This is a genomic window from Chryseobacterium sp. RU37D, from assembly GCF_900156075.1.
Classification (GTDB): Bacteria; Bacteroidota; Bacteroidia; order Flavobacteriales; family Weeksellaceae; genus Chryseobacterium.
On the sequence record NZ_FTMM01000016.1, the window covers coordinates 13975 to 26752 of the forward strand.

Genomic DNA, 12778 nt, shown 5'->3' on the forward strand with positions numbered 1-12778 from the left:
GCGAAGCCGTCCCGCTGAAATCTAAAAAATAAGCTCAGAAAAATTCTCCAATACAAGGAATAAGTTTCGAAGCATAATACAGAGTAAATCGGGAATAAGAGTAATACACAACCAGCTTTGACAATGTTCTGAACGTTGCCAAAGTTTTAAAAATCATGAAATGAAAAAAATATACATCATTTTCGCACTTTCCGCAGCTTCTGTTGCATTTTCCCAAATTCAAAAAGTAGAGCCCGCTTTCTGGTGGAAGGGAATGAAGAATCCTGAACTTCAGATTTTGGTCTACGGAAAAAATATAGCCCATAACGAAATTGAGCTTTCGGATGGGATCCAGATAAAAGATATTCAGAAAGTTGAAAATCCGAACTATGTGTTTGTAACAGTGAACACGAACGAAATCAATGTTTCGAAATTTAAAATTAATAGTAAAAAAGACAAAAAAAATATAGGCTCTTATGTTTATGAATTAAAACAAAGAGACCCAAACTCGGCTGATAGAGAATCTTTTTCATCAAAAGATGTCATGTACTTGATCATGCCCGACCGCTTTGCCAATGGCGACGAAAAAAATGATTCAAATCCAAATTTAATAGAAAAAGCAAATAGAAGCCTCCCTAACGGACGCCACGGTGGAGATTTACGTGGGATTATCAACAATTTAGATTATATACAGAATCTGGGTGCTACAGCAGTCTGGCTCACTCCGGTGAATGAAGACAACGAGAAAGTATATTCTTATCACGGCTATGCTCAGACAGATTTATATAAAATCGATGAACGCTATGGTACCAATGAAGATTACAAGGAACTTTCCCAAAAACTAAACAAAAGAAATATGAAGCTGGTGATGGATTATGTCACCAATCATTGGGGTATTTCGCATTGGATGATCAAAGATTTACCGACAAAAGACTGGATCCATTGGTTTAATGACGGCGAAAATGGTTTTAAACGTTCTAATTATAAAACAACCACTCAATTCGATATCAACGCTTCTGAAATCGACAAAAAAGTTGCACTAGATGGCTGGTTTGATACTACAATGCCTGATATTAACCAAAAGAATCCATTGGTTTTAAAATATTTAATACAAAATGCAATCTGGTGGATAGAATACGCCGGATTGGGTGGCTTTCGTGTAGATACATATCCTTACAATGATAAGGAAGCAATGGCAAAATGGGCAAAAGCCATTACTGATGAGTACCCGAAATTCAATATTGTAGGAGAAACCTGGTTGAATACGGCGGGGCAGATTTCAGCCTGGCAAAAGAACTCCAAAACGGGAGAAGCTGCAAATTACAATTCCAATCTTCCGTCTGTGATGGATTTTATGTTGTACGGTGATATGCCAAAAGCCTTAAAAGAAAAAGAAGGCTGGGATTTGGGAATCAACCGTATTTATAACAGCTTTTCAAGTGATTTTCTTTATCCGGATATCAATAATGTAATGGTTTTTTTCGAAAATCATGATACTGAAAGATGGAATGAAATTTTTAATGATGATCCGAAAGCGTATAAATTAGCTTTAACATTAATCTCAACCGTTCGCGGAATTCCCCAAATTTACTACGGTTCGGAAGTGGGAATGCGCGGTGACAAAAATAAAGGCGGCGATGCAGACATCAGAAGAGACTTTCCGGGAGGCTGGAAATCGGATAAACAGAATGCTTTCAATACTTCCGCTCAAACGCCCGAACAAAGAGAATTTTATCAATTTACCCAAAAATTATTAAACTGGAGAAAAGGAAATGAAGTGATCCACACAGGAAAAACTAAAAATTTCGTTCCTCAGAATAATGTTTTTGTGTATTTTAGATATAATGAAAAAGAAAGTGTGATGGTAGTTTTAAATAACAATGAAAAAGATCAGACATTAGATTTAAAACATTTCGCAGAATCCCTAAACGGATTTTCAAAAGGAAAAGACATCATTTCCGACAAAGAATTTTCATTACAAAACAACTTAACTATACCTACAAAAACATCGATGGTTATTGAATTGAAATAAAACATGAATAACACAAATATCACAACTAAAATCTTTGTAATCTTACTTAAGTGAAACGCCTTTGCGAACTTAAAAATAGCTAGTAGTTAAAAAGAAAACTTTGTGCTCTTTGCGTTAAAAAAATAAAATTTAAAGTTTTATAATTAAACATGAAAAAAACAACAATATTCTTCACTTTCATCTTATTGATTTTGAGTTTTACATCCATGTCAGCTCAGTCAAAATTTGAAAAAGAAAAGACAGAAATCGGAACGATGCTAGATGGCTTCAACGTGGCTGCAGCAAAAGCAGATTACATAACGTATTTCAGTTATTTTGCCGACGAATCCACATTTATCGGGACAGATGCTACCGAAGTTTGGAATAAAAAAACATTCATGAACTGGGCAAAACCCCATTTCGATAAAAAAAGAACCTGGAATTTTACTTCATTAAAGAGAAATATCTATTTCAGTAAAGACGGAAAGCTGGCCTGGTTTGATGAATTGCTTGATACACAAATGAAAATTTGCCGTGGTTCAGGAGTTGTTGAAAAAATCAACGGGGAATGGAAAGTAAAGCAATATGTCCTTTCCGTAACCGTTCCAAATGATGTTGTAGATAAAGTGGTGGCAGAAAAAGCACCAATTGAAGATATATTAATCCAAAAGCTGAAAAAATAATGACAGAAATGGTAGGTAAATATGATACTGGAAAATTTGAGAAAAAAGTAAAACCAAATTTATCCATGCTTCAAATTATTAATATGAGCATGGGATTTTTGGGAATTCAGATGGCTTTTGGTCTGCAAAACGGAAATGCAAGCAGAATTTTAGCCAATTTCGGAGCAGACGTTCACGAATTGTCTTGGTTCTGGCTGGTAGCACCGGTTACAGGGTTAATTGTACAGCCGATTATTGGCCACATGGGAGATAATACGTGGAGCCCATTAGGAAGGAGAAAACCTTATTTTTTAATTGGTGCTGTTTTATGTGCCATTGGCTTGGTTATGCTTCCTAATGCAGCCTCCGCAACACAGATGATGGCGGCGAATGTTTTGTTATTAGCAGTAATTTTCCTGGCCATGATGGATGCTTCCATTAATGTAGCGATGGAACCTTTTCGTGCATTGGTAGGAGATATGCTCCCGAAACATCAGGGAACCATTGGTTTTTCCGTTCAGACGATTTTAATAGGAATTGGTGCAGTTATCGGATCAGATTTACCAAATTGGCTCACAAACTGGGGTGTTTCTAATGAAGCTCCGAAAGGGTTTGTGGCAGATAATGTAATTTATGCTTTTTATATCGGAGCGGCCGTTTTAATTCTTTCAATTTTATATACCATAGTTACAACCAAAGAATATTCTCCAGAAGAGTTTGCTGCTTTTGAAGGAGGAAAAGAAATAGAGCATGAATCCAGGTTGTCAGATATTTTTAAAGATTTTAAAAATGCACCCTCTCAAATGAAAAAACTCGGAATTGTTCAGTTCTTTTCGTGGTTTGCTTTGTTTACCATGTGGGTTTTTACAACCAGTGCATTGGCTACACATCATTTCGGGCTTTCACCGGAGGATACACATTCTGCAAAATTTAATGAAGCAGGGGACTTAACGGGAAGTTTATTTGGAAGCTATAATTTTTACGCGATCTTTTTTGCGTTTGCCCTGACCCCCATTGCTAAATTTATTGGTAAAAAATATACTCATGCCCTAGCTTTGGCTTGTGGTGGGCTAGGATTAATTTCAATGTATTTCATTAAAGATATTCATAATCTTTGGATTTCGATGATAGGATTAGGTTTTGCGTGGGCAAGTATTTTAGCAATGCCTTATGCCATGCTGATTGATTCAATTCCGCAGAAGAAAATGGGAGTTTATATGGGGATTTTTAATTTCTTTATTGTAATTCCTCAAATTATCAATGGGATTTTTGGAGGTCCTATTGTAAGCGGAATTTTCGGAAAACAAGCAATCGATTATATAATTGTTGGCGGAATTTGTATGCTGCTGGGGGCGGCTCTGACCTTAATTTTCGTAAAAGCAGAGCATGATACGCCGAAGGAAATTGAAGCAGAAATCCAGCAGGTGCATTTTTAAAACAGTATCTCTCAAAATAAAATGCTGAATATTCTGTTTAATTATTAAATTTGACTAATGCAAAAGTATCTTTATATCATCATTATATTTTTTTCTCTTGTCAGCTGCTATACTTACCAGGTTAAAAAACCGGCACCAGTGGATCCAACAGCCAACAATAAACCTGTACCCGTAAAGACAATAACTGTTGTTGACAATGATCCTATACAAATGAAAAGAGCAACTGAATTGAAAAAAGCAGCTGAATCTCAAAATCCGGATTCACAGCAAATGCCTGCCTCGATCAATGTTCAGGAGAAGCTTACACCGAATAAAAATGTTAAAATTGATGTTGATGGAAAATCCTATAAAGTAATCGTCGACCGATGGGAAAGTGACAGTCTGGTTGTTCACCCTGTTCATAATCCTAAAAAAGTTCTGAAATTTCATAAGAACCAGATCAATGCCGAGAAAATTGCTGAAAAACGCTTTTCACAGCCTATAGCTGATATAATTACTGTTGTTGCTTATGCCGGCATTGGTGTTGCGGTTTGGTTGCTTCTGCGTTAATTTTTTTAATTTATTATATTAAACCATCCATTATCGGATGGTTTTTTATTTACATAATCTATCGAAATTTAATTTTTTATTAAGCTGTTCGTAATTTTTAATCTTTAATTTTAAATAAACAAAATAGTAAAATGTACGATATCATCATTATTGGAAGCGGAGCTGGAGGTGCTACAATGGCTTATCGATTGGCGGACAGCGGGAAAAAAATCCTTGTTATTGAAAGAGGAGACTTTGTACCTGTGGAAAAAGAAAACTGGGATTCTGTCGAAGTTTTTCAGAAAAACAGATATACAACCACGGATGTTTGGCTGGATAAACACAACAGACCCTTTCGTCCTGGAATGCATTATAATGTAGGCGGAAATACCAAATTTTATGGTGCGGCATTATTTCGTTTAAGAGAAGAAGATTTTAAAGAAATACAGCATTATGGAGGAATTTCTCCGGCTTGGCCTATACAATATGAAGATTTAAAGGATTATTATCTCGAAGCCGAAAAACTGTTTCATGTTCATGGTAAAAGAGGTTCAGATCCTACGGAACCTTTCGATTCGGAGCCTTATCCAAATCCGCCATTGCCGCACGAACCGAGAATTCAGGAAGTGGTTGAGGAATTGTCTGGTTACGGATGGCATCCTTTTGAATTGCCGATCGGAGTTAATTTCAAACCTCATGAAAAAGCAAATGCGCCATATACTTTAGATCGTTTCGACGGTTTTCCTGATGCTGCGGAAAGAAAAGGCGATGCTCATTTATGTTCGCTGTCAAAAGCTCTGAAATATCCGAATGTTGAATTAATGGTCAATACAAAAGTTCTAAGATTAGATACAAATGAAGTAGGAGATAAAATTACGGGAATTGTTGTACAACAAAACGGAGAAACAAAAACGCTGAGTTCAGATTTGGTGGTTCTTTCAGCAGGAGCTATTAATTCTGCAGCCATTCTACTGGAAAGTAAAAGCGAAAAATTTCCTACAGGTCTTGCCAATTCATCAGATCAGGTCGGGCGAAATTATATGTTTCATCAAAATTCTGCGTTGGTGGCTTTGTACACAGAACCCAATCACACAAAATTCGGGAAAACATTTGGAATTAATGATTTTTACCACGCCGGTAAAGGGTACGAATTTCCTTTGGGGCACATTCAGATGTTGGGGAAATCAGATGAGCATCAGATCAAAGCCGACAGTCCGGTTCCTGCGCCGGGTTTTACCTTCGAGTTAATGGCAGAACATGCCGTGGATTTCTGGCTGACTTCAGAAGATCTTCCGGATCCGGAAAACAGGGTGACAGTGGAAAACGGACAGATTAAGATCAGCTATACTCCAAACAATCAGCAGGGACATGAATTTTTAAAGAATGAATTGATCAAAGCTTTGCGAGCTTCCGGAAAATTCAGGTCTTTCTTGTTTAAAGGAATTTATTTCAGCAAAGGGATGGATATTGCTTCACCTGCGCATCAAAACGGAACGACAAAGATGGGGCTTGATCCGAAAACCTCGGTTGTTGATACAAACTGCAAAGCACATGATCTCGATAATTTATATATTGTGGATGGAGGCTTTTTTGTTTCAAGCGGGGCGGTAAATCCGGCGCTCACAATTATTGCGATGGCTCTGAGAGTGGGAGATCATATTAAAAATAATATTCTGAAACCATGTATTCAGGAATAGTCAGAATCATTATTGTTTTCTTATTGGCTTTTTTCACAGGAGTTAATTTTGTTGTTTTTCCGGCTTTGGGAACGGCTTTTACGGATTCCTCGATTTTTGAGCTTTCATCATCACAGTTTGGGAATTTATTTATTCCGCAGGTTGTTTGTATCATTATTTCATGTCTGGGCGCTCCGTTTTTGGTCAATAGATTCGGACCTAAAAAGGTTTTGATTGCAGGATTGTTATTAATGATATTTTCAACAGCAATATTATGGATGCTTCAGTTTCTGATGAATGAAAGATCTGTACTATTTCCGATATTAATGGTTTTGGTAGCATTCACAGGCTCCGGTTTTGGCCTTTCGATTACCACTTTGAATCCTTTGGCGGCAAGTTTATTTGAAGAACAGAGATCATCAGCAATTCTGATCCTGAATTTTTTGGTAGGTTTGGGAACTTCGACTTCTCCGCTGATGATGAACCTGATAGGGAATGTCAACAATTGGATGTACGTTCCGGCCATTATATTTGTGTTGGTTACGGTTATTTTTATATTGTTTTTATTTTTAAAACTGGAAAAAGGAACATTTTTCGAGCTTCCCGATCATTTTAAAATTCCTTCGAAATTATGGATGTTTTTTATTGCAATTATTCTGTATGGCTTTATTGAAGGAACTTTCGGAAGCTTCGGAGCTATAATTCTTAAAAATCTTGGATTAGATAATGATAAGGCAAGCTTAGGACTGTCACTGTTTTGGGGCGGAATTGCTGTCAACCGTCTACTTTTCGGAATTTTTTCGAAAAAGCATGATCTGTCGTATGTTTTTCTTTTATCACCTGTATTTGTTGCAGGGTTACTGTTTTTATTATGGTTAAATTCAAATGTAAATATTCTTGTTTTGATGATGTTTCTGATCGGATTTTTCATGGGCAGTATATTTCCGGGAGCGATCGGTTGGGGAACGGTAGAATTTCCTTCACTTTCGGTTTTGGTTTCTGGGTTTCTGATGGCTGCCAATCAAATAGGAACGGGAATTATTACCAATGTTTTAGGTAATTTTTCGAATCAGACTGCAGTTATTTTACAGTTTTTAATGATTTGTATGATGATAATTTGTATTTTGTTTTTCTATTTAAAAAGAAACTCGAAAATAAAAGAAGCATTTTAACACATCAAGATTTTCTTTATTCTTATCCAAAAATCCTTTCTTACCTTACATCAACATTTTCCGGCTCTATACACCGTACATTTGTATCATAAATAATCACAATATGAAAACAGTATATCATAAAGCAGATACAAGAGGTCACGCCAATCACGGTTGGCTGAATTCTTATCATACATTCAGTTTTGCCAATTATCAAAACCATGAAAGAACACATTTCGGGGTATTAAGAGTATTGAACGACGATACCGTTTCTCAGGGAATGGGATTCGGAACGCATCCGCACAAAAACATGGAAATCATTTCCATTCCTTTGGAAGGTGATCTGGAACATAAAGATTCGATGGGAACGACTGCCGTAATCAGAAAAGGAGAAATTCAGGTGATGAGTGCTGGAACTGGTGTAATGCACAGCGAATACAACAAAAATAAAGACGAAGAAGTAAAATTCTTACAGATCTGGGTTTTCCCGAAAGAAGAAAATGTTGAACCGAGATATGATCAGAAAAGCATTAAAGAAGGCGAAAAAGTCAACGGTTTTCAGCAGATTTTATCTCCCAACAGAAACGATGACGGCGTTTGGATTCATCAGGATGCATGGTTTAATCTGGCTAATTTTACCAAAGGAAATGGCAAAAACTATACGTTGAATAAAAAAGGAAACGGTGTTTACGCTTTTGTATTAAAAGGAAGCGCTAAAGTGGGCGACAGAATTCTGAACGAAAGAGACGGTTTAGGAATCTGGGATACCCAAAGTTTCAACATCGAAGCAACAGAAGACACAGAAATCCTTTTAATGGAAGTTCCGATGGAATTACCCGATTATTTGAAATAAACAATTAATTTTACAGCGTCAAATTGATATCATTGCAGGAATTACAACAATAAATGAAATGATATCAATTAGAGAACCACGAAGTGGTTCAATATGAATAGCCGTGGGTAAAACCCATGGGAAAAAAATAGGCAAAATCAACGAACCACGAAGTGGTTCAACAAAAATAATTTTAAACAAAACAATTAAAAATAAATGAAAATTTTAGCAGTAGCAGGAAGCAATTCCGAAACATCAATCAATAAACTCTTAGTTTCTTATGCGGCTTCATTAATAGAAAACGCAGAAGTGGAAGTCGTAGACATGAACGATTTTGAAATGCCGATCTACAAACACCAGAGAGAAGTAGAAAGCGGACTTCCTCAAGAAGCAAAAGACTTTGTCGCAAAAATTGATGGTGCAAACTTATTATTAGTTTCACTTCCGGAACACAACGGAACGTACTCAACAGCGTTCAAAAATGTGTTTGATTGGGTGTCGAGAATCAAAGACAGAACAGTCTGGAATGAAGTACCGATGTTATTGATGTCTGCTGCTCCAGGAGCAAGAGGCGGAGCTGGAGTTTTGGAAGCCGCAACGAAGCGTTTTCCTTTCCATGGTGGAAATATAGTAGAGACTTTTTCCCTTCCTTTCTTCAATGATAATTTTGATAAATCGGCTCAGAAAATTTCTAATGAGGAAAAAGACAATGAATTAAGAGAGAAAATCAAGAAAATTGCTACCATCGAATCTATCCTTGAAAAATAGATTTGAATATTAACATAAAATTAATATCTTTGCAAAAAGAAAAAAGATGAAAATTCAGACCACTTTTAAAGAATGTTTCTCCAAGAAAGGGAATATTGTGGACTCTGAAATTCTGAGATAAAATAACAGCCGATAATCTACCAAGATTGTCGGCTTTTTTGTTTTCGAAATTTGAATAAAAGTAATATAAAGATAAGAGACATCAGATACCAGATATTAGATTGACAAATAGTCTGTAATCTGAAATCTAATATCTAAAAATCTAAATAAAACATGAGCAACACTTACAAATCAGCAGGAGTAGATAAAGAAGAAGGATACAAAACCGTTGACAAGATCAAGAAAGCGGTTGGCGAAACACACAACTCCAATGTATTGAATCATTTGGGAAGTTTTGGAGCTTTCTACGAAATCGGAGGCTATAAAAATCCTGTTTTGGTTTCCGGAACAGATGGTGTGGGAACAAAGCTTAAAGTAGCTTTAGACTCAAAAAAATACGATTCTATCGGGGTAGACTGTTTCGCAATGTGTGCAAACGATATTCTTTGCCACGGTGCAAAACCATTATTTTTCCTTGATTATTTAGCTTGTGGAAAATTAGATTCTGAAATCGCTGCAGAAATCGTTTTAGGAATGGTGGAAGCTTGTAAAGACAACAACTGCGCATTAATCGGTGGAGAAACCGCTGAAATGCCGGGAATGTACCAGCCTGGAGATTATGATGTTGCCGGATTCTGTGTAGGAATCGTAGAAAAAGACCAAATTATTGACGGTTCTGGAATTAAAGCGGGTAATAAAATCATTGCATTGCCAAGTTCAGGTTTCCACTCAAACGGATTCTCTTTGGTAAGAAAAGTTTTCCCGGATTTCAACGAAGAATTTGAAGGAAAACCTTTGTACGAAACACTTTTGGTTCCGACAAGACTATATTATAAAGATATTCATAAAGTTCTTGAAGAAATTAAAGTTTGTGGTATCGCTCATATCACGGGAGGCGGATTGTACGAAAATGTTCCGAGAATTATTCCAGAAGATTTATGTGCAACTATTGATGCTTCAAAAATCCAGATTCCAAGCATTATGTTGGAATTAGAAAAAAGAGGTGGAGTAGCTCGTGAAGAGATGTTTGGAACATTCAACATGGGTGTCGGAATGATTGTAGTTGTAGATGCAGAACACGCAGAAAAAGTATTGCACCTTTTGGACGATGCTTACGAAATCGGAGAAATTACAGAAGGAACTGAAAAGATTGATTTAAAATTCTAAAAGAAATCAGATTTAAGATATCAGACGCCAGACTTTTAGTCTAAAATCTAGTATCTGATATCTAACATCTAAATTAATGAAAAACTTAGTTATACTCGTTTCAGGTTCAGGAACAAACCTTCAGAGAATCATCGATACCATTGATAATGGAGAAATCCAGAATGCAAAAGTATCTTTAGTGGTTGCCGACAGAGAATGTTACGGACTGGAAAGAGCAAAAAATCATAACATAGACAACGTTCTGATTCCGAGAGGAAAAAACTTCAGCAGCGAATTGGCTAAAATCATCCCAGAAAATACAGATTTAATTGTATTAGCAGGATTTTTATCCATTCTAAAACCTGAGTTTTGTGAAAATTGGGTTGGAAAAATAATCAACATTCATCCGGCGTTGCTTCCGAAATTTGGAGGAAAAGGAATGTGGGGACATCACGTTCACAACGCGGTAATTGAAGCAAAAGAAAAGGAAAGCGGAGCAACCGTACATTTTGTAACTCCCGGAATCGATGAAGGAGAGCCGATTCTTCAAAAATCATTCGAAGTTACAGAAAACGACACTCCCGAAACCGTTGCGGAAAAAGTTCATCTAATCGAATATGAAATTTTCCCGATCGCAATAAATAAAGTATTGAATAATAATAATTAAAACAATTATTAGCAATACAAAAATCTTTGCTGAGTGAAACGCCTTTGCGAACGAAAAATATTCCGCAAAAATTTAAGAAAAACTTAGTGCTCTTTGCGCTAAAACAAAAAACACACATTTAGATTTTAATTATTTCGAAAAACAAGAAAAATCTAAGTAAAAATAAAGTAAGGTCGGAGGTGAAAGACCCGGTCTACAGTTTGAAATAGCTGTAAAAAGTAAAAAATCGAAAGTAAAATGAGCAAAAAAAGAGTTTTAATCAGTGTTTCAGACAAGAGCGGATTAATCGAATTCGCACAGTTTTTGGAAGCCCAAAATTATGAATTGATTTCTACAGGAGGGACATTCAAACATTTGAAAGACGCTGGTTTAAATCCAATTCAGATTGATGAGGTTACCAATTTCCCTGAGATGTTGGACGGAAGAGTGAAAACATTACACCCGAAAGTTCACGGTGGATTGTTGGCCGTTCGTTCGAACAAAGAACATATGAAAACAGTTCAGGAGCACGAAATTGGTCTGATTGACATGGTAATCGTGAATCTTTATCCTTTCTTCGAAAATGTAAACAAAGACATTTCTCTTCATGAAAAGGTAGAGTTCATTGATATCGGAGGTCCTTCAATGCTTCGTTCTGCAGCGAAAAACTTTGATTCTGTAACGGTAATTACGGATGTTGAAGATTATTCAACGGTAAAAATCGAAATGGAGCAAAACGGTGACACCTACATCGAAACTCGTAAAAAGCTGGCAGGAAAGGTATTCAACCTTACTTCTGCTTATGATGCGGCGATTTCAAGAATGCTTTTAGATGAAGAATTTCCGACGTATCTTAATGCTTCTTATAAAAAAGTTTCTGATTTGAGATATGGTGAAAACCCTCATCAAACGGCAGCTTACTACGTTTCTACTTTCGAAAACGGAGCAATGAAAGATTTCGAACAATTAGGAGGTAAAGAATTATCTTTCAATAACCTTCGTGATATGGATCTTTGCTGGAAAGTAGTAACGGAATTCAAAGAAGAAATGGCTTGTTGTGCAGTAAAACACTCAACACCTTGTGGAGTTGCGATCGGAGCTTCAGCATTGGAAACATACCAAAAAACTTTCGAATGTGACCCGGTTTCAATCTTTGGCGGAATTGTTGCAATGAACTACAAAATCGACGTAGCAACAGCAGAAGAATTAAACAAAACTTTCCTTGAAATCGTTATGGCTCCTGAATTTGATGAAGAAGCTTTGGAAGTTTTAAGGAAGAAGAAAAATTTAAGAATTATAAAAGTCGTAAACCCTGTTTCTGACAAACAGACTTGGGTGAAAATAGACGGTGGAATCTTGGTTCAGGACAACGACAGTATCTTCTCGGATGATATTAAGGTTGTAACTGAAACTCAGCCTACAGAAGAGCAGAAAAAAGCATTATTATTCTCTCAGAGAGTAGTAAAATATGTAAAATCTAACGCAATTGTAGTTTCCAACGGAATTCAGGCTTTCGGAATCGGAGGTGGACAGGTGAACAGAATCTGGGCAACTCAACAGGCGATTGAAAGAGCTAAAGAAAAATTCACAGGCGAATTAGTTTTGGCTTCTGATGCGTTTTTCCCTTTCCGTGATGTGGTAGATTTCTGCGCTCAGGAAGGAATTACAGCTATTATTCAGCCGGGAGGAAGTGTAAAAGATCAGGACAGCATCGAAGCGGCAAATGAGCATAAAATTCCAATGATGTTTACAGGAGTTAGACATTTTTTCCACTAAAAGATTAAGAGATTCATAAACTTTGTAATTAAGAAACTGCACATGATGATTTCTTAATTCCTTAATCT

At 36.5% G+C, this 12778-nt stretch carries 11 protein-coding genes; all 11 read left to right on the forward strand.

All coding sequences use genetic code 11. The features are described 5' to 3' along the window. Nucleotides 1–160 precede the first annotated feature (160 nt). Nucleotides 161–2011, forward strand: a complete 1851-nt coding sequence (locus tag BW926_RS09100) for a glycoside hydrolase family 13 protein (protein WP_076446410.1) — start codon at nucleotides 161–163, stop codon at nucleotides 2009–2011. A 149-nt stretch (nucleotides 2012–2160) separates the two neighbouring features. After that, nucleotides 2161–2673, forward strand: coding sequence for a nuclear transport factor 2 family protein (locus BW926_RS09105; RefSeq protein WP_076446412.1), 513 nt, complete (start codon nucleotides 2161–2163; stop codon nucleotides 2671–2673). Then, nucleotides 2673–4088 carry an MFS transporter gene (locus tag BW926_RS09110; RefSeq protein WP_076446414.1) on the forward strand — a complete coding sequence of 472 codons (1416 nt, stop codon included), beginning with the start codon at nucleotides 2673–2675 and terminating at the stop codon, nucleotides 4086–4088. Before BW926_RS09105 ends, BW926_RS09110 begins: the two co-directional genes overlap by 1 nt. A 57-nt stretch (nucleotides 4089–4145) precedes the next feature. Then, nucleotides 4146–4637, forward strand: a complete 492-nt coding sequence (locus BW926_RS09115; protein WP_076446416.1) for a hypothetical protein — start codon at nucleotides 4146–4148, stop codon at nucleotides 4635–4637. Between the two features lie 131 nt (nucleotides 4638–4768). Beyond that, a complete protein-coding gene (locus tag BW926_RS09120) occupies nucleotides 4769–6313 on the forward strand; it encodes a GMC oxidoreductase (RefSeq protein ID WP_076446418.1) in 1545 nt (514 codons plus the stop codon). Then, entirely contained in the window at nucleotides 6298–7464 is a 1167-nt protein-coding gene (locus BW926_RS09125) for an MFS transporter (protein WP_076446421.1), read from the forward strand. The genes BW926_RS09120 and BW926_RS09125 overlap by 16 nt, the downstream gene beginning before the upstream one ends. 103 nt (nucleotides 7465–7567) lie before the next feature. Further along, nucleotides 7568–8296 (forward strand): pirin family protein, encoded by a 729-nt coding sequence (locus BW926_RS09130; protein ID WP_076446423.1) that lies wholly within the window; start codon nucleotides 7568–7570, stop codon nucleotides 8294–8296. 195 nt (nucleotides 8297–8491) lie between these two features. Further along, nucleotides 8492–9043, forward strand: coding sequence for an NADPH-dependent FMN reductase (locus BW926_RS09135; protein ID WP_076446424.1), 552 nt, complete (start codon nucleotides 8492–8494; stop codon nucleotides 9041–9043). Nucleotides 9044–9316: 273 nt separating this feature from the next. Continuing rightward, nucleotides 9317–10309 (forward strand): phosphoribosylformylglycinamidine cyclo-ligase, encoded by a 993-nt coding sequence (purM, locus tag BW926_RS09140; RefSeq protein ID WP_076446425.1) that lies wholly within the window; start codon nucleotides 9317–9319, stop codon nucleotides 10307–10309. A gap of 76 nt (nucleotides 10310–10385) precedes the next feature. Beyond that, nucleotides 10386–10955 carry a phosphoribosylglycinamide formyltransferase gene (gene purN / locus BW926_RS09145; RefSeq protein WP_076446426.1) on the forward strand — a complete coding sequence of 190 codons (570 nt, stop codon included), beginning with the start codon at nucleotides 10386–10388 and terminating at the stop codon, nucleotides 10953–10955. A gap of 237 nt (nucleotides 10956–11192) precedes the next feature. Further along, nucleotides 11193–12710 (forward strand): bifunctional phosphoribosylaminoimidazolecarboxamide formyltransferase/IMP cyclohydrolase, encoded by a 1518-nt coding sequence (gene purH, locus BW926_RS09150; protein ID WP_076446428.1) that lies wholly within the window; start codon nucleotides 11193–11195, stop codon nucleotides 12708–12710. The last annotated feature ends 68 nt before the right edge of the window (nucleotides 12711–12778 follow it).

Excerpts from the sequence above, each read along its gene's own strand:
- BW926_RS09115 (WP_076446416.1), top strand. The coding sequence starts at position 4,146 with ATGCAAAAGTATCTTTATATCATCATTATATTTTTTTCTCTTGTCAGC.
- purM (WP_076446425.1), top strand. The coding sequence starts at position 9,317 with ATGAGCAACACTTACAAATCAGCAGGAGTAGATAAAGAAGAAGGATAC.
- BW926_RS09100 (WP_076446410.1), top strand. The coding sequence starts at position 161 with ATGAAAAAAATATACATCATTTTCGCACTTTCCGCAGCTTCTGTTGCA.
- purH (WP_076446428.1), top strand. The coding sequence starts at position 11,193 with ATGAGCAAAAAAAGAGTTTTAATCAGTGTTTCAGACAAGAGCGGATTA.
- BW926_RS09120 (WP_076446418.1), top strand. The coding sequence starts at position 4,769 with ATGTACGATATCATCATTATTGGAAGCGGAGCTGGAGGTGCTACAATG.
- BW926_RS09135 (WP_076446424.1), top strand. The coding sequence starts at position 8,492 with ATGAAAATTTTAGCAGTAGCAGGAAGCAATTCCGAAACATCAATCAAT.
- BW926_RS09110 (WP_076446414.1), top strand. The coding sequence starts at position 2,673 with ATGACAGAAATGGTAGGTAAATATGATACTGGAAAATTTGAGAAAAAA.
- purN (WP_076446426.1), top strand. The coding sequence starts at position 10,386 with ATGAAAAACTTAGTTATACTCGTTTCAGGTTCAGGAACAAACCTTCAG.
- BW926_RS09105 (WP_076446412.1), top strand. The coding sequence starts at position 2,161 with ATGAAAAAAACAACAATATTCTTCACTTTCATCTTATTGATTTTGAGT.
- BW926_RS09130 (WP_076446423.1), top strand. The coding sequence starts at position 7,568 with ATGAAAACAGTATATCATAAAGCAGATACAAGAGGTCACGCCAATCAC.
- BW926_RS09125 (WP_076446421.1), top strand. The coding sequence starts at position 6,298 with ATGTATTCAGGAATAGTCAGAATCATTATTGTTTTCTTATTGGCTTTT.